The 14,821-nt window shown below is 69.0% G+C and carries 19 protein-coding genes; all 19 read right to left on the reverse strand.

Going from position 1 to position 14,821, the window contains the following annotated elements; genetic code table 11:
- Positions 1 to 133 precede the first annotated feature (133 nt).
- On the reverse strand, positions 134 to 814 hold the full coding sequence (locus ACP7BP_RS06550; protein ID WP_426243669.1) for a hypothetical protein: 681 nt from the start codon (positions 812 to 814) through the stop codon (positions 134 to 136).
- Positions 811 to 1,074 (reverse strand): hypothetical protein, encoded by a 264-nt coding sequence (locus ACP7BP_RS06555; RefSeq protein ID WP_426243671.1) that lies wholly within the window; start codon positions 1,072 to 1,074, stop codon positions 811 to 813. The genes ACP7BP_RS06550 and ACP7BP_RS06555 overlap by 4 nt, the downstream gene beginning before the upstream one ends.
- A 170-nt stretch (positions 1,075 to 1,244) precedes the next feature.
- Positions 1,245 to 2,255, reverse strand: a complete 1,011-nt coding sequence (locus ACP7BP_RS06560) for a hypothetical protein (protein ID WP_426243672.1) — start codon at positions 2,253 to 2,255, stop codon at positions 1,245 to 1,247.
- On the reverse strand, positions 2,255 to 2,506 hold the full coding sequence (locus ACP7BP_RS06565) for a hypothetical protein (RefSeq protein WP_426243673.1): 252 nt from the start codon (positions 2,504 to 2,506) through the stop codon (positions 2,255 to 2,257). Before ACP7BP_RS06565 ends, ACP7BP_RS06560 begins: the two co-directional genes overlap by 1 nt.
- A gap of 12 nt (positions 2,507 to 2,518) precedes the next feature.
- Complete coding sequence (locus tag ACP7BP_RS06570; RefSeq protein ID WP_426243675.1) at positions 2,519 to 3,136, reverse strand: hypothetical protein; 618 nt, start codon at positions 3,134 to 3,136, stop codon at positions 2,519 to 2,521.
- Positions 3,136 to 4,167, reverse strand: a complete 1,032-nt coding sequence (locus tag ACP7BP_RS06575; protein ID WP_426243677.1) for a hypothetical protein — start codon at positions 4,165 to 4,167, stop codon at positions 3,136 to 3,138. The genes ACP7BP_RS06570 and ACP7BP_RS06575 overlap by 1 nt, the downstream gene beginning before the upstream one ends.
- Before the next feature lie 74 nt (positions 4,168 to 4,241).
- A complete protein-coding gene (locus ACP7BP_RS06580) occupies positions 4,242 to 5,060 on the reverse strand; it encodes a phage distal tail protein (protein ID WP_426243679.1) in 819 nt (272 codons plus the stop codon).
- Positions 5,061 to 5,095: 35 nt separating this feature from the next.
- Complete coding sequence (locus ACP7BP_RS06585; RefSeq protein ID WP_426243680.1) at positions 5,096 to 8,860, reverse strand: hypothetical protein; 3,765 nt, start codon at positions 8,858 to 8,860, stop codon at positions 5,096 to 5,098.
- A 55-nt stretch (positions 8,861 to 8,915) separates the two neighbouring features.
- On the reverse strand, positions 8,916 to 9,338 hold the full coding sequence (locus ACP7BP_RS06590) for a hypothetical protein (RefSeq protein WP_426243682.1): 423 nt from the start codon (positions 9,336 to 9,338) through the stop codon (positions 8,916 to 8,918).
- An 86-nt stretch (positions 9,339 to 9,424) separates the two neighbouring features.
- A complete protein-coding gene (locus ACP7BP_RS06595) occupies positions 9,425 to 10,129 on the reverse strand; it encodes a hypothetical protein (protein ID WP_426243684.1) in 705 nt (234 codons plus the stop codon).
- Between the two features lie 77 nt (positions 10,130 to 10,206).
- A complete protein-coding gene (locus ACP7BP_RS06600) occupies positions 10,207 to 10,743 on the reverse strand; it encodes a hypothetical protein (protein WP_426243686.1) in 537 nt (178 codons plus the stop codon).
- Positions 10,740 to 11,057 carry an SAP domain-containing protein gene (locus tag ACP7BP_RS06605; protein WP_426243687.1) on the reverse strand — a complete coding sequence of 106 codons (318 nt, stop codon included), beginning with the start codon at positions 11,055 to 11,057 and terminating at the stop codon, positions 10,740 to 10,742. Before ACP7BP_RS06605 ends, ACP7BP_RS06600 begins: the two co-directional genes overlap by 4 nt.
- Positions 11,058 to 11,073: 16 nt before the next feature.
- On the reverse strand, positions 11,074 to 11,484 hold the full coding sequence (locus ACP7BP_RS06610) for a hypothetical protein (RefSeq protein WP_426243689.1): 411 nt from the start codon (positions 11,482 to 11,484) through the stop codon (positions 11,074 to 11,076).
- Positions 11,481 to 11,876: a hypothetical protein gene (locus ACP7BP_RS06615; RefSeq protein ID WP_426243691.1), complete on the reverse strand. Its 396-nt coding sequence runs from the start codon at positions 11,874 to 11,876 to the stop codon at positions 11,481 to 11,483. Before ACP7BP_RS06615 ends, ACP7BP_RS06610 begins: the two co-directional genes overlap by 4 nt.
- A 15-nt stretch (positions 11,877 to 11,891) precedes the next feature.
- A complete protein-coding gene (locus ACP7BP_RS06620; RefSeq protein ID WP_426243693.1) occupies positions 11,892 to 12,302 on the reverse strand; it encodes a DUF6093 family protein in 411 nt (136 codons plus the stop codon).
- The gene (locus ACP7BP_RS06625; RefSeq protein WP_426243695.1) at positions 12,302 to 12,673 is read right to left on the reverse strand and encodes a hypothetical protein; all 372 of its coding nucleotides are present in this window, start codon (positions 12,671 to 12,673) and stop codon (positions 12,302 to 12,304) included. Before ACP7BP_RS06625 ends, ACP7BP_RS06620 begins: the two co-directional genes overlap by 1 nt.
- 2 nt (positions 12,674 to 12,675) lie before the next feature.
- Positions 12,676 to 13,080 (reverse strand): hypothetical protein, encoded by a 405-nt coding sequence (locus ACP7BP_RS06630; protein WP_426243697.1) that lies wholly within the window; start codon positions 13,078 to 13,080, stop codon positions 12,676 to 12,678.
- A complete protein-coding gene (locus ACP7BP_RS06635) occupies positions 13,080 to 14,102 on the reverse strand; it encodes a major capsid protein (RefSeq protein ID WP_426243699.1) in 1,023 nt (340 codons plus the stop codon). The genes ACP7BP_RS06630 and ACP7BP_RS06635 overlap by 1 nt, the downstream gene beginning before the upstream one ends.
- A gap of 16 nt (positions 14,103 to 14,118) precedes the next feature.
- On the reverse strand, positions 14,119 to 14,805 hold the full coding sequence (locus ACP7BP_RS06640; RefSeq protein WP_426243701.1) for a hypothetical protein: 687 nt from the start codon (positions 14,803 to 14,805) through the stop codon (positions 14,119 to 14,121).
- Positions 14,806 to 14,821 lie beyond the last annotated feature (16 nt).

Below are 14,821 nucleotides of genomic sequence, written 5' to 3' on the forward strand. Positions count from 1 at the left end.
GCGACGAGCAGTTCGAGTACTCGTGCGAGGTGGACCAAGCCGATGGAACGCTCATCGCGCTGACAGGTCTCGACGAATAGACGAGTTCAGCTGATGAGCCGGGCGATCGCGCGTCGGAGGCGCAGCAGCAGCGTCAGGGCGACGGAGATGGGTTGGCGACGCAGGCGTAGACGTCCTTCGTGCCGCCGTCGGTCGTCAGGACGGTTAGGACCTGGCCCGAGTAGCCATCGGGGCACGTCGGGCCGGGCGGTCCCTGTGGTCCCACCGGCCCGTCGACCCCGGCTGGGCCTTGAGGTCCAGGGGGTCCTTCGGCACCAGCTGGACCGCGTTCGCCCGGCTCGCCCTTGTCGCCCTTCGCGCCGGGCTCACCACGGGCCCCGTCCTCGCCGTCGGCGCCATCCTCTCCGGAAGCGCCCGGTGCCCCGTCCTCACCATCCGCACCGTCAGGGCCTATCGGCCCGGGAGGACCGTCGACACCGCGCGCGCCCGGGACGCCCTGGAACCCACGCGGCCCGGCCGGGCCAACGTCGCCTGTGAGGACCGGCGGTGCCGGCGGGGTAACCACTGGGTTCTCGCCGGCGCGCGTCAGGCGCCTGTTGGCTTCGTCGAGCGCGGCGTCCTGCCGGGTGTTGGCCTCCAGCAGGGTGACCCGCTCTTCCCTCGCCTGCTCGAGCTCGCGCTGGGTCGCGACGCTGCTGGACCCGAGCGTGAGGACCTGCCACAGCAGCCACCCAAGGGCGACGGTGACCACGAGGATGAACACGACAACGGATGTCCGGACGGTGCGTCGGGACGGGACGGGGAGCCTCTTCATGGGGTCTGGCCTCCTGAGGCGATGAAGTTGTTCACGGCCAGCACCATCGCCAGGACGGCGGGCACGGCGGCGAGGATCAGGCCGACGATGATCTGGCGTCGGAACAGCTCGGCGGCCTTCTCCTTGTCGGCGTTGTCGCGCTCAACGTCCTCCAGTCGCTGGAGGGTGGCCTTGTCGCGCGCTTCGAACACGTCACGGCGTAGGTAGGTCTGGGCGTTCTCAGCTCGTTCGGCACGCATCTCGCCAGCAAGGAGCGTCATCTGGCGGGAGACTTCGTCCAGTCGGCGGAGGACTTCACCCAGGGTTGGTTCGCTCACTTGTTGCCTCCCGAGATGTGCTCGACCATCGGGTGCCCGACGAAGGTCATGGCGAGGACGAAGAGGCGGGCCGGGCGGCTGTCAGCCACAAGGCGTCCTCCTCGACGTGCCCATCAGGCGCGTTCGTAGGTGAGGTTCACCGTGATGGAGTCCAGGTTCTTCCACGTGTGGGGCACGGTGGCCGCCCACAGGGGCCCTGGGCTTGCCACGGACACGAACTGGACCTGGTTGGCGTTGACCAGAGTCGGAATCCCTGCCGTGGTCCCCGTTCCGTTGTTCAGCGCCACGGCACTCCCATCGAGAAAAGTGGCCAGGCCGGTTCCCATGGCTGTTGACGCAGGAACGGGAAGGTCCATGAAGATCGGCCCGGCTGCGCCGGCTACCGCCCCTCGGATGCGGGCATGAACAGTACGGCCGTGAACCACATACCGGCCGGCGCTGCCGGCTCCGTTGAGCGGCAGGTTGGGGAAGTTCACGTTGGTCACGTCGACCCATCCGCCGACTTCGGTCCAACTGGTGCCCGACCACTCCCACGTGCGCCCCGTGTCCAGCGCGATGGCGCGCTGCCCCTTCTGGTTGCCCGAACCGGGTAGCCGCGCGGAGGTCTCGACGGGCACCGTGCCACCGAGGGCGGTTGCGTAGGCCCGCCATGTCGAGTCGACGGTGACGGCACCACCACCGACCTTCGGGACGTTGAGGCGGCCGAGTTCGATGTGCTGCGCGGGCAGAGCGGGCGCGGAGGGTGTCGCCGAAGGGTTCCCCTCGATCGTCTTGACGGTGGCGACGGACCCGGTGCCGACTTGGATGACGACCAGGTCGATGCGGGGGTTGGTGCCGTTGCGCGCGGCGATCCCGGTCGGGGCGGTGGCTGCGGAGAGTGCCCCGCGATAGACACCGAGACCGGTCGCGGCAGGGACGACGAATGCGCCCGGCTGCACGGTGATCTGGTCGGAGCCGTTCACCGTCACGGCGAGCGAGGTGTCGCCGTGGCGGACGATGCCGCCCCGGACACCGTTGGCGGTGCCGTCGCCGAGGAACATCGCGGTGTCGACGCGGCGCAGCTCGGTGGCGTCGAGGGTGACCCCGGTGTCCCAGGCGGCGTCGACAGTGACGATGGTGGGCATCAGGTGCTCCTCGGAGACAGGTCGGCGGCGAGTTGGTCGAGGGTCTGGCGCCGGATGACGGCGGCCGCCTGGTCGAGCCGGACGCCCTCCTGGGCGAGGACGTAGCGCACGAGCTGGTCGCGGAGCCACAGCTTGTACGCCTGTGCTGGGGTCAGGGGCTCGCCGGTGACGGGGTCGGTGGTGTCGGCGAACGCGGCGAGTAGCCGGGTGGCCTGGTCGGGGGTCACGGTGATGGTCGGAAGGTCGGGCATCCGGGTCGCCTCTCAGCTGCGGGTGAAGATGACGGTGGCGGACAGGTGGACGTTCCCCGAGCCGGCGATCTTGGGGTCGCCGTTGGAGTACGCCAGGGCGTGCAGCGCGAGGGTTCCGCCGCCGGTCACTGGCACCTGGATCGCCATGGACGAGGAGATCGACACGGCTCCGCCGCCGGTCTTGCCCTGGGACAGGCCGGGCCCGGCATTGCCGGCGACGACGGGCTGGACGCCGATGTTCCCCGCGCCGACCCCCGAGAGGCTCGTGCCGGCGGAGGTGGCCATCTGCACGATCGCGCGGGTGTAGCCGTCCGGGACGGGGACGGTGGTGGCGCAGTACGTGGTGAACCCCACGGCGAGGTCGACGCTGTTGAGGTCGACCTGCTTGAACGCCGTTCGCACGGGACCGTCGGCCGCGGAGAACACGACGTTCTCACTGGCGTCGAGGATGACCAGGTCGCCGCCGTCGTGGATCTCGACACCGCCACCACCGGAGACGACGAGGCTGCCGTCGGTGATGGTGGTCGCGGCCGCTCGCCGCTCGGACCGCAGGGCCTCGATGTCGCGGCGCATGTCCTGCAGCTGGTGGTTGATCCAGTCGGGGCCGGCGATGATCCCGCGGTTGTCCATCAGGCGGCCTCCAGGATCCGGGGGACGATGGTCCCGGTGTCGAAGTCGAGGTCCCAGCCGACCGTGCGCAGACGGCGCGTGTATCCCGGCTGCCAGAAGCCCTCGGCGTCCAACCGGCGGGGGAACCGGTCGCAGGTCAGCGCCACATCGATGTCGTCGCCGAGCCACCAGTCGCGGTTGACCTGCGGCGCGGCGTCGAGGTTGGCCTCAATGTTCAGCTGCGTCACCCCCAGGCGGACCCGGGCGAGCTCAGCCTCGGCGTACTGGTCGAGTGTCGTCGTCGAAGTGATCGACGTGGCGGGGGGAAACCGGCGCTCGAACCGGGCAAACGAAGCCAGCAGGGGCGTGTCCTCGTAGCGAGTGGACCAGGGTTGTGAACCGCCCTCGCCAGAGGAGTAAGCCAGCACATCATTGGCGAAGTTCTCTTCGCCGAAGCTCTCCTTGAGCCGGAAGGACCGCACGCAGCCCGGCATCGTCCACTGGGTGGCGGACACACCTCCGGGTGTGCCGAGGCGGGGCGCGATCCGAACGACGTACCGCATCTGGGTGTGGTCGGCGTCGGCCCACTCGAGGTCAACGGTCCACTCGATCCCACCGGCGAGACCGGACAGGTCGGAAAGGATGTCTCCGACGCGCTTGTTGTCGGTCGGGGTGTAGGCGCCGCCGACACTCTCGTTGCCGGTCATAGTCGCCGAGACGGTCAGCGGCGTAAGGTCTGCGACCACGCCTGCCAGAACGTCGACCGCGATCTGTGCGGGGTCGGCCTCATCCCACGACAGGGGCGTGTTGATGTAGCGCCGCGACAGGTACGCCTCGAGGGTGTTCGCTGACACGTCGACCCATGGGCCGGGCGTCGAATCGCGATCGCGCACGAGGCCGCCCCAGATGATCTGGTCGCCGTCTGCATCGACCGCGACCATGAGCGTACGGGCCCCTGCGCTTCCCTCGTCCCATCCCGGGATCGGGACGCCGTCACTGGAGCAACGAACCTTCTTCGTGGCGTCGGTTGATGCGCCGATGATGCGGCTCACCTGTCCGGCCCTGTCGACATGGAGTTGTGACCCACGCGTCCCGGTCTTGAAGTCCACCGACCACCATTCGACGTTCACTTCCACGCCGACCTGTAGGAGATGGTCAGACCCGCCGCTGCGTCGTACCCGTCGGCACGAAACGCGATCTCGTTGGGGCCAGGCTCGAGCCCCCACCACGAGCCGAGGACGCGTCTCGACTGGCCACCGGTGACTGCCGTCCCTGCGAGAACGTCGATGACCAGCGTCTGGCCGGCGGGCACTGCGTCGACGACACGGATCGCCTCCGACGTCGTCAGGTTCAGGATGGTCGCAGGGGGGCACGGGCCGGTCAGCGTGAACACCGGGTAGGTGGTCACAGTGCCATCGTTGGTCAGCGTCGCCTGCGACAGCGAGGTGGAACCCGTGATGGTGATCGGCGGCGTCAGCGGCGGGGCGATGCCACCGGACAGAATCGGCAGCACCAGCGGTACCGACTGCACTGAGGTGGCGTACTTGCGGGGATCCGGGGCCAGCAAGGACAGCGAGAAGTCGGCTCGGTTGTCGAAGCGGGACAAGATTGGCTTTTCGTGTTGGCGGACCAGTGCCGTCTGCTCCGGAACGGTCCCCTCGCCGACAGAGACGAGCAGCGGCGCGAGGCTGCGGAAAGGGATCTCCGCCAACCATCGGTTCCAGGCGTGGGTCACCGCATCCCATGAGTCGGCGTCAATCGACCCGCCGAGGTGGATGATGCGAGGCGATGCGTACTGCGGCGAGATCCATGCTCCGTCGGCCTGCGACCTCTGGTCGGTCGCGCCGGACCCTTCCCAGCCGTCATCCCAGCCATCGAGCTGTGTGAGCCCCCACATCACACCGAAGTCGTCAGCGGGCTGGTCGTCGTAGGCGAAGAGTTTCACTGAGCCCAGCACGGCCCCTGTCGCCGGATACACCGTCACACACCCCCCGCCATCGCCAGGCGCCGGCTGACCTCGTCGGCAGTGGCCCGCGCGCTGATGGCCTCGTTGACCGTGATGGGTCGCAGCCCGTTGAGCAGCTCCATCTGCTGGTTGAGAATCACCAGTTGAGCTTCGATCCGCCCAACGTCGGCGTTGGCTGCCGCGAGCTCGCCGCCGTAGACCAACTGCCCCGCCTGAGAGGCGGTCTCTGCGATGAGCTCCTGCCGCCGGGTGAACATGGCACTGAACTCGGCGCCCTCGCCCCGCTTGAGGATGTCAGCGATGTTGGCGTTGTTGCCCTCGGTGAGGAGTGCCGCGATGGCTTCCTTGGACATCCCGGAGCCGCTGAGCTGGGCGATCAGCTGTTGGCGTTCCTCGAGGCCGGCGTTGTCCCGCCCAAGCGCTCCACGCCAGCCCGTCCCGCCGCCGCCGGGAGACCACAGATTCCCGGTTCGTGCAGGAAACAGCTCGGACTGAAAGCCGCGGGTGGCTGCCTCACCGAGTTGCTTCATGCTCTGCAGGACACCGTCGCGGATTGCCTCCGCGGCGGACTTCTGCTCTTCGGCCGCGTGGATGAACTGGTCGACGGCCTTCTGCTGGCCGTCGAGCATCGCGACGAAGGCATCGGTCTCGTCCTGGCGCCGCTTCTCGTGCGCTGTGGCCCGCCCGTCCTCGATCCCTTGGCGCCTGTCTCGCTCCGCCTGGGCTGCTTCGTCAGCCTTCGCCGCCGCAGTGGCGCCCAGACCTTCTTCGGCGGTGCGGAGAGCGGCCTTGGCCGCCTTCAGCTCCGCCTCCGCGACCTGGCGGTTTAGCCCCTTGAGGCGGTCCTTCCCGTCGGCGTTGAGCGACTTGACCAGCTCGCGGATCCGCTGCTCGGCTTGCAGGACGGCAAGGCGCTCGTCGGCGTTCCCCGCGTTCGGGGTTGCGCCGACGCGGCCACCGTTGGCGTACCGGTACTTGGCTCGGATGGCCTCGACTGCCGCGTGTCCTCCGGCGTTGGCGACTTCACGGGCGGTCCACATGTGTTCGCCGTTCGATGCCCAGATCGGGACGTCGTCGGAGGTTCCGGAACCGGGGCCGGTGATTTTTCCACCCTCGGCCTTCGACTCTCCGCGGCCGACGGTGCCGCCCCCGCCGGATGAGGTGTAGATCGTCTGCATGCGGGTGGTGATGGTGGTCTCACGGTCGTTGTCGGCGGCGTCTAGGAGCGCGAGGAGACGCTTGAGCTTGGCTTCCGCGGCCTCGATCTGCGCGTCGACCTTCGGGGACGGCTTCATCGCGTTGAGCTTGTCGAGGCGGGCCCGGACCCGCTCGACGTCGGCCTCGGCGTTCGCTGTCTGGGCCTCGATGATTGTGTGGACCATCTTCGGGGTCAGCCCGAGCTGGTTGGCGTAGGCGTTCAACTCGCGTCGCGACAACCCTGCGGCGGCGCCAACATCGATGAGGGCCGCCCGCCCTTCCTTCAGCAGCCTCGCAAGCCGCGCCGAACCAGCCCCTGCCTCAGCCTCCGCGACCAGCATGTCGCGAAGATTGCCCACCTTGTCGCGGATGACCTCGCGGTTCTGGTCCGCGGCGTCGGTGTTGGCAAAGAGGGAGCCCGTGTTCTTCTCAAGGTCAGCGTTCAGGTGCCTCAATCCGGCGCGCCACTCGTCGGTGGCCGCGGACACGTTGAGACCGGGGCCGAGTAGCGCGTCGAGCGAGTTCTTCATGTCGAACGCCGCTTCAGAGGTCGAGAGCATCTCGTCGTCGAGCCCGCGGAAGGCGCCGGCGAGCGCTTCGGTGCGTCCCCGGGCCGTATCAGCGTTCAGGAGCCAGTCGCGGATCGCGTCAGCCGCGGCCTGCTGGCCGGCAGGGTCCATCTTGGAGATCTCGTCGATCGAGAGCCCGAGGGCGTCGAGGGCTGGCTGGGCCCGGTTGGCCACTGCCTCGAGGTCTTCGATGGCGAAGGCGACCGAGCCGTTGTCGTTCTTCTGGAAGACCATGTCGAGCGCGCGACCGAGTCCGTAGAGGGCGTCCTCGGACTCCACCAGCTGGTTGGTCTGCTCGTTCCAGGCCTCCAGCTCGTCACCGAACAGCTCGGAGCCGTCATGGGCGTGCTGCACCAGCTCGGCCCAGAAGTCAGGCGAGAAGGCGTTCTTGAGGCCTTGGCCGAAGCTTGGGTTGTACGCCGCGTCCTGCAAGGCCACGAGTTGCGCGCGGGTCTCCTTGAGGTTCGCGCGCTGCTGCTCCAGCGTGGCGACGTTGCCGTCCACGCTCTTGTCGAGGCGCTTCATCATCTCCGCGACGTCGTCGCCGGCGTTCCCGAAGTCGACGAGCAGTCCGACGCCGCCACCGACCGCGGCACCCCAACCGCCGAGCATCGACCCGGCCATTGCGCCTAGGGCAGCGTTGCTGAGGCCGAGGTCGTCGGTCAGGCCGGAGGTCACCGCTGCGAAACCGCCGGCGACGGCGAGGGACTTGCCCATCTGCGCGGCGCTGGCTCGCAGTGCTGCGGTGCGCTTAGCCTCAGCCTTCGCGACTTCCTCGGAGGCGGCGGCGACCTTCCGCTGGGCGGCGCTGTACTCGGTGATGGCGGAGCGCTTGTCCGCGGTAGGAATCAGCGCGAACTGGGCGTCCCTGGCCTTCACCGCGCTGGTGGCCAGAGCGTCCTGCGACGCCTTGAGCTGCGTCTGGGCAGCTGCGACCTGCCGGTAGGTCTCGGGAACGCTCTTGAGCTCCGCAAGTCCCAGCGCCCGACCGATCATCGAGTCGCTGTTCAGGCCACCCTTCTCGCCGCGCAGCCCGACAGCGCTCAGCAGCGCCATCGACCTGCCGAGGGTGCCCACGGCTGCCGCCGCGGCCACAATGACCGGTCCCACCGGGGTGCCCATGAACGCGGCGAAGACGTCGGCGAGATCCTCGAGGATCGGCAGCACGACGGCGCCCACGGGGGCGGTGGCCTGCACGACGGAGACCAGGGCCCCGCCGAGCGCACCGAGCGTGTCCATGGCCTGGGGCCCGTTGTCGCTCACGTAGTCGAGGAAGTTCTGGAAGCCCTCGGTGGAGTCGAGGCGGTCCGACCACTCCACGAACTCGCGGCTGCGGTCGAGCAGCCCGGACAGGAAGTCGTCGGACATCGGGTCGGTGGCCATCACGAGGTTGGTGATGCCTTCGGCGAAGTTGCCGACCGACTTAGCGGTGGCGGTCAGGACCGGCCGGGCCTCGCGATCGAGGTACTCGAAGAACTCGATCCACCGCTCGTCGTTCAGGTTGTCGCCCGCCTCGGCGAACAGATCACCCATGGTGGAGGCCAGACTGCCGATGACGTCCTCGGCCTGCGGGCCGAGCTCGAGCAGTTCCTGCAGCCCGTCGGTCATGCCGGGGAAGAGCTCCTGCTGGGCGATGTCTTGGAGGTCCTGGAGCTCGGGGCGCATGGCCTGGAGCTGGCGGACGAACACCTCACCGGCCGGGCCGAGAGCGTCGAGCTTCTCGTTGAGCTTCTCGAGGTTCTCGCTGCTGGGGTCGATCTGGAAGTCGTTGAGCGCCTTCAGCGTGTCGCCGACGCCCTGGAAGGCCAGCACGGCGGTCCCCGCGGCCGCGACGGTGAACCCGAGGGCCGTGGTGATGCCAGCGATGGCCGGCGTCGCCGCGGCGCCTAGCGGGGTCAGTGCGGGTGCCAGGGCGAGCCCGGACTGGACGAGGTTCGCCATCCGGCTGTCGGCCGACTCCAGCTCGCGGGCGAAGGACTTGGCCGACCCGACACCGGTCTGCATCGAACGCACGAACGGGGAAATGTTGGCGTCGACGTCCACGCTCACACGACGGTTACCGACCACGTCAGCCTCCCTTCTTCTTCGTCATGCGTGCCCTGGCAGGCGACTTCTTGGCGGGACCCGAGGACGGCGCATCGGCGACAGCCGCATTCCTGGGAGTCGTCGCGTCGTCGGCACCGACCGGCCGGAGGAGGATGCGGCGTCCGTCGCTGCGCCGCGGCGACCGCGCGGGCATGTCCTTGGAGACCTCAGCGTCCTTCTTGTCCCGCTCCGCGAGCATGCGGCGGTACTTGTCGCGGGAGGCACACGCCGGGCACTTCTCCTCGACGTACTCGAACTTGTAGACGTCCGACCGATCGAGGATCGCGGGGTGGAGACCACAGCCGTCGGAGTGCACCTCGGTGCGGTATCGGGCCAGGGCCTCAGCCTCGAGACGAGAGGTCTCGTCCCACTCCGGCTCGAGTTGCCTGGTGAGCGACCGAATCATGCGGCCGGCATCGTCGTACTCATAGATCGTCTCGAAAGCCGGCGTCCAGCCACGGAGAACCCGCGGGGAAACACCGAAGGCTTCCGCTACTTCGAGCTGCTGGCGCTTCTGCGGGTCGCGAGCCAGTCGCGCCGCGATTTTCCCAGGTCGACCGTCTGGGTCTGGAGACCGATGATCTTCGACGCCATGGCGCATCGGTCGCCGAACGCGGTGACCTCGAGCGCCTTCTGCCAATGCTCGGGCTTCGCGGGCTCGTCGTCGTACTGGGTGATCCAGTCACCGCACTGGGCCAGGACGTCGATGTTGCAGGTCAGGTTCCCCATGCGGAGGTCTCGGGTGTACCCCGTGGGGTCCTCTTCACGTTCACGGGGCGGGTTCTTCTCGCAGAAGCTGGCCCACTCGTGGTCTTGCTTGGCGACCAGCAGCACCGTCTTGGTGTGCTTGAGCATCCGTTCCCGGATGGCGTCTGCTTCCTCGGCAGCTTCCTGGGCGGCCTGCCTCTTCGCGGCCAACTCGGGGGACCCCTTCGAGGTCATCCGTCGTCGGCCGGTTCCGTTACCGTCCTCGGCCTGGGACCGCCTGCGCTGCTCGCGGTCCTCCAGCTGCGCGACCTCCTGCTCGAGCTCGACGAACCGCTCGGTGGCGGCCATGTAGGCGTCCGTGAGCTTGCCGGCGAAGCACAGGTCGTGCGTCGCGCGCGGCAGCCCGATCTCGTCGGACTTCATCAGGTCGTCCATCGACAGGCGCGGGGTCGCCTCAACGGCGCTCGTGGTGCTGGGTGGGGTGCTCATGCTGCTCCTCGCCGGGATGCCGGGATGAGACGGACCGCCGACTCCCGGTGAATCGGCGGTCCGTCGTTCGGGGGGGATCAGGTGGCCATGACCCCGTGGATCGGGCCGGACGGAAGCACGTAGACGAGCTCCTGGTAGATGAAGAACTCGCCGTTCTCGTCGGCGGGGTCACCCATGTAGATCTGGGTGCCGAGCTCGACCCAGTGGTCGATGGTGCGGTCGCCGACGGCGGCGACGCCGGTCTCCCCGTCGATGCCCTGCAGCTCGATGAGGTCGATCTTGAGCCCCTCGACGAACAGCTCGCGGGCCTCGTTGCCCGGCGCGGAGTCGTCCTCCTGCGGCAGGTGGGAGTACTGGAGGGCCGCGAGGGTGAAGGTGGTGGCGTTGAGCGACTCGACGCCCTTCCGGCTCGCGAGCCGCTTCTTCCGCTCGCCCTTGGCCTGGGCCCCGGTCGGGTTCCACCCGTCGTTGAAGAGGTGTGCGGTGACGTCGACCGAGGTCGCGGCGTTGTACTCCGTGGCCAGCTTCGGCGCGAGCCGGTCGACGACGGACAGGACCGCCTTGACCTTGCGGTTGGCGAGGGTGGGGGTGCCCTCGGGGATGGTGATGCTCACTGGTCCTCCTCGGAGGTGTCATCGGCCTCGAGGGCCTTGACCAGGTCGGCCTTGTTGCCGCTGGCGGGGATGTGGTCGGCGGCGTCGGGACGCTCGCCGTTGCGCCGCTTGATCTCGGCGCGCAGCTGATCGACCGTGTGGTCGTCGTACGCGCCGGCGGCCACCGGTGCGGGCGGGGTCGCCGGCAGCGCGCGGCCCCGGCCGTCTGTGGCGCGGGCGTCCTTGAGGGCCTGAAGGTTGTGCCGGGCAGCGAAACCGGCAGGTACAGATGCCCTGGCGCCGTTCTCGAGCTCGACTCGAACGAAGTCGTGCATGGTGGTGTCCTTCCGGTTAGCGGGTCTTGATGGCGTAGCGGCGTGAATCGGTGAACAGCGGCCCGCCGTCAGGACGGGTCCACGTGTCGTCGCGGCGCACGAATGCGTCTTCGTCGGCGCGGTGCAAGTACTGCCTCTGGCCGAGCGGGATCCGCTTTCCGTCGAGTGCGGCCTCGGCGATGTCCCCGGTCAACGAGGCCTGCTCGCGGGTCTCACCGACGGCGTTGACCATGAACTCCTGGCCACGACCGGCACTCCCAGACATCCGGCGGCGGCCCGTGGGAGCACCAGGGGTGGAGAAGAACACGACGTAGGGCAACGGCGCCGAGATGGTCTTGGCCACGTTGTCGGAGTCCATGACGTGCCCGTCGTGGACCCGGATGGGTGTGCCTCTCAGGAGGTCGAGGACCTTGTCTGCGGCGCTCACTCGGCGCCACCGAGCACGGAGTCTTCGGCGTCGGCACCGAGCTGCGACAGCAGCATCGGTGTCTCTCGAGTCAGGGCCTTGCGGTGATCGGCCACCGGTGCGTTGTTCGCGGTGCCGTAGACCAGGATCGCCGCGATGCCCCACTGCCGGCCGGCGGAGTCGAGCTCGCCGATCTCGAAGTGCAGACCGTCGGCATCGCGCTGCTCGAACTCGAGCGAGAACGGCACCCCGCCGGCGTACCGGTGGCCCGACAGCTCGTCCTGCATGTACCGCTTGATGTTGACGGCGCCCCGCTTCATGGTGCGGCGGGCCCGGAACTGCAGCCGCTTGGGCGCCTTCGACATGTCGACCGCGAGCGAGTCGACCTCGGACGCGTCGATGTGACGTCCCACGGTGACCTCCTGACCTCAGGAGCCGGTGATGGTCTTCATGACCAGCCGGCGCTTCGTTGCCTGCGACTGGAAGGCGACCTCGGTGATGCCGAAGACGTGGCCGGGCAGCTCCGGGTCGTACGCCGCGGTCAGGTAGGTGACGGTCATGCCGACTCTGACCGCCTCCGAACCGTCGATGGGCAGCTCGAAGGGGACTTCACCTACCCGCCAGGACGCGTCACCGCCGGCCGACTGGCTGGTGGAGCCGGCGCGCTTGGGGATGTGGCACCGGCCCTCGTAGACGACCACCGGCGGGGGATCCTCGTACTGCGCGGTCTCCGGGTTCAGAACGCGCTCGCCCTCGCCCGCCCGGGTGATCCGACACGTGTCGGTCATACGCGCCTCGGCCATGGCCCGGCCGCGGGCGAGTGTCTCCGGCAGCCCCATCAGAGGTACTTCATCGAGCCGATGAACGCCGCTGAGGAGTAGGCCGGCGCCAGGCGACGGAGTTCGGCCGCGGTGAAGTAGAGATCTTCGGTGGCGTCGCGGAGCTTCCACGACTCCGTGTAGTCGTCGATCGCCGCCGCCCCCGATTCGTGGCCGTCCGGGTTGCGGAGGACGCGCAGCGTGGCCGCGCAGACAATGTCGACGACGGCCTCAGGCGGAAGCTCACCAGCCTCCACGCGTGCGGCGATACCGGGGGACTCGAGCTGGAGAGCCCGCCACGCCTCGTCGAGACGGACCTGCTGGGCCGTTTCGCTCGCGGGGCCGCTGTAGTCGCGGTCCGCGAGATCACGAGACGTGGCGGGGTTCTCCATGATCAGCCTCCGGTGCGCTTGCGGGTCCGCTTCGGCGTAGCCAGCTCCTGCTCGGGCTCCTGCTCGGGCTCCGGGTCGGGCTCCGGGTCGGGCTCCGGGTCGGGCTCGGGCTCCGGGTCGGGCTCGGGCTCCGGCTCGCCGAACACTTCGACCGCTCCCGTGAGAAGAGCGCTGATGGGCTCTTCACGGTCCGCGAGGTGGCGCTCGATGAGGTACTCAGCCACCTCGCGCAGCAGGAGGGTGTTCGGGTGGTCGGGGTCCTCGAGCTCGTCGGCTGCCGACCGCGCCGGCTCGTCGCCCGTCCAGTTGTCCGGGTTGCGGATGATCTGTTCGAGCTCGATGGTGGCCGGCGTGCCGGCGGGGTACACGACCCCGCCGGCGACGACGGTCTTGCTGAGACGACGCATCACTCGGCGATGAGGCCGTTGAGGACGGTGATCTCATCGTTGTCGGACAGCACCGGCATGCCGATCGAGGCGCCCTTCACGGACCGCTGGACGGGGTTGTCCTGGCCGAGGGTCACGATGGTCATGCCGGGCGCCTGCTCACGGCTGAGGATGCGCCGCTGTACCTGCTGCACCGACTCCTGCGTGACGCCGAGCTCGGTCGCACCGACCGGGTCGTCCGCGCCGGGCAGGAACGTCATGCTGCCCTCGGGGTAGACCCGACGCTTCACGCCGGCCGCGTCCTTGAGTCGCCGGTCGTAGGTCACGACCGGCGGCAGGTCACGCGTGGAGAGGTAGGCGTTCAGCGCGTCGATGCCGATGGGCGCCTGGGGGAAGAGCTTCTGCACTGCGTTGAGCAGCAGCCCCTTCATCTTCGACGAGGTGAGCACGGCGCCGGCCGGCTGGCCGGATCCGCCGTCGAGGTGTGCCTCGTGAGCCGCCGAGTAGTCGGCGAACACCGCGACCGGATCCTCGAAGTCCCACGGCGCGCCGGCGGTGATGATCCGGTCGTGGGAGACGCCGAAGTCCACCTCGTGGGTGGCGCCGTCTTCGGCGATCAGCATGATCTTCGTGGTGGCGAGCAGCTGGCCGCGCATCACCTCGAACGTGTTGTCGGTGGCCAGCGCGACCTCGGCCGCGGCTGACACGACCCACGGCTCCCAGTCGACCTGGAGGCCGGCGAGCTGCTGGGCGAGGACCATCTCGTTGGTCAGGTCCTGCTCGGAGAGGTCCACGATCGGGGTGACCGCGGGCAGGTCCCCGCGGACGTCGAGCACACCGGGACGCTTGATGGGCGTCGCCGGGGCGTCGATGGCCCGGACGGGCACCGTCTGGTCGACGCGCTTGCGCCTTCCGAGGCGGTACGAGACAGCCTGAACATTCCGGTTCGGCAGGAACCGGGCGAGCGTGTTGCGCTGGTCCCGGACCTGGCGTGCCGCGAGGATCACGGGGCGCAGGTCGGAGACGAGATCGATGTTCTGCATGGGGAGTCCTCTCGGCTCAGTTGATGTACGCGATGGCGGTCAGGTCCGCCTCCGCGCTGGGGTCGTGGGTGCCGGGCGGCAGGTAGCGCCGGTCGACGGTGCCCGCGTGGACGACCGCGACGAGGTGCTTCTCGCCGGGCTTGATGACCAGGTTGTTGCGCAGGTGGCCCTGGCTCTTGCCCGATCCGGTCGGGGTGTCGGTCGCGGCGCCGCCGGCGGTCCCGGTGGCGATGGTGACGGTGCCGGTGCCGCCGGTCGGGGTGGCCGTCATCTGTGCCACGTTGGCGTTGGCCAGGTCCCCCACGAACCGGACCGTCATCGGACCGGTGCCGAGAGGGCCACCGGTGACCTGCACGTTGCCCTCGCCGATGGTGGAGAGCGCCTCGAGGGCGTCGGCCACCTGTCCGGCGGTGGCGTCGGCGTCGATCGGGGCGGTCGTCTGCCCGCTGAAGGTCAGCGTGAACGACGTGAGGCCGGCGCCACCCTCGGTGATCGTCTGGATCTCCTCGGACGTGCCGTTGTACGGCCCCCCCAGGGTGGAGATGTGGGTGCCCGACAGCACGAGGCCGTCGGGGAAGTCGGACGCCGGGAACAGGTTCCCGTCGACGGTGACACCGTGCTGCTCCGCGCGCAGGGCGTCGCGCAGCCAGCGGGTGTCGCCGGTGTCGTAGTTGGTGCGCTTGGGCGCGAAGTTGGTGGACACGATGGTCTCCTTCGAT

The sequence above is a fragment of the Nocardioides sp. LHG3406-4 genome (assembly GCF_049897745.1).
Classification (GTDB): domain Bacteria; phylum Actinomycetota; class Actinomycetes; order Propionibacteriales; family Nocardioidaceae; genus Nocardioides.

Excerpts from the sequence above, each read along its gene's own strand:
- ACP7BP_RS06550 (WP_426243669.1), bottom strand. The coding sequence starts at position 814 with ATGAAGAGGCTCCCCGTCCCGTCCCGACGCACCGTCCGGACATCCGTT.
- ACP7BP_RS06630 (WP_426243697.1), bottom strand. The coding sequence starts at position 13,080 with ATGCGTCGTCTCAGCAAGACCGTCGTCGCCGGCGGGGTCGTGTACCCC.
- ACP7BP_RS06590 (WP_426243682.1), bottom strand. The coding sequence starts at position 9,338 with ATGATTCGGTCGCTCACCAGGCAACTCGAGCCGGAGTGGGACGAGACC.
- ACP7BP_RS06560 (WP_426243672.1), bottom strand. The coding sequence starts at position 2,255 with ATGCCCACCATCGTCACTGTCGACGCCGCCTGGGACACCGGGGTCACC.
- ACP7BP_RS06635 (WP_426243699.1), bottom strand. The coding sequence starts at position 14,102 with ATGCAGAACATCGATCTCGTCTCCGACCTGCGCCCCGTGATCCTCGCG.
- ACP7BP_RS06555 (WP_426243671.1), bottom strand. The coding sequence starts at position 1,074 with ATGACGCTCCTTGCTGGCGAGATGCGTGCCGAACGAGCTGAGAACGCC.
- ACP7BP_RS06565 (WP_426243673.1), bottom strand. The coding sequence starts at position 2,506 with ATGCCCGACCTTCCGACCATCACCGTGACCCCCGACCAGGCCACCCGG.
- ACP7BP_RS06605 (WP_426243687.1), bottom strand. The coding sequence starts at position 11,057 with ATGCACGACTTCGTTCGAGTCGAGCTCGAGAACGGCGCCAGGGCATCT.
- ACP7BP_RS06620 (WP_426243693.1), bottom strand. The coding sequence starts at position 12,302 with ATGGGGCTGCCGGAGACACTCGCCCGCGGCCGGGCCATGGCCGAGGCG.
- ACP7BP_RS06625 (WP_426243695.1), bottom strand. The coding sequence starts at position 12,673 with ATGGAGAACCCCGCCACGTCTCGTGATCTCGCGGACCGCGACTACAGC.
- ACP7BP_RS06570 (WP_426243675.1), bottom strand. The coding sequence starts at position 3,136 with ATGGACAACCGCGGGATCATCGCCGGCCCCGACTGGATCAACCACCAG.
- ACP7BP_RS06595 (WP_426243684.1), bottom strand. The coding sequence starts at position 10,129 with ATGAGCACCCCACCCAGCACCACGAGCGCCGTTGAGGCGACCCCGCGC.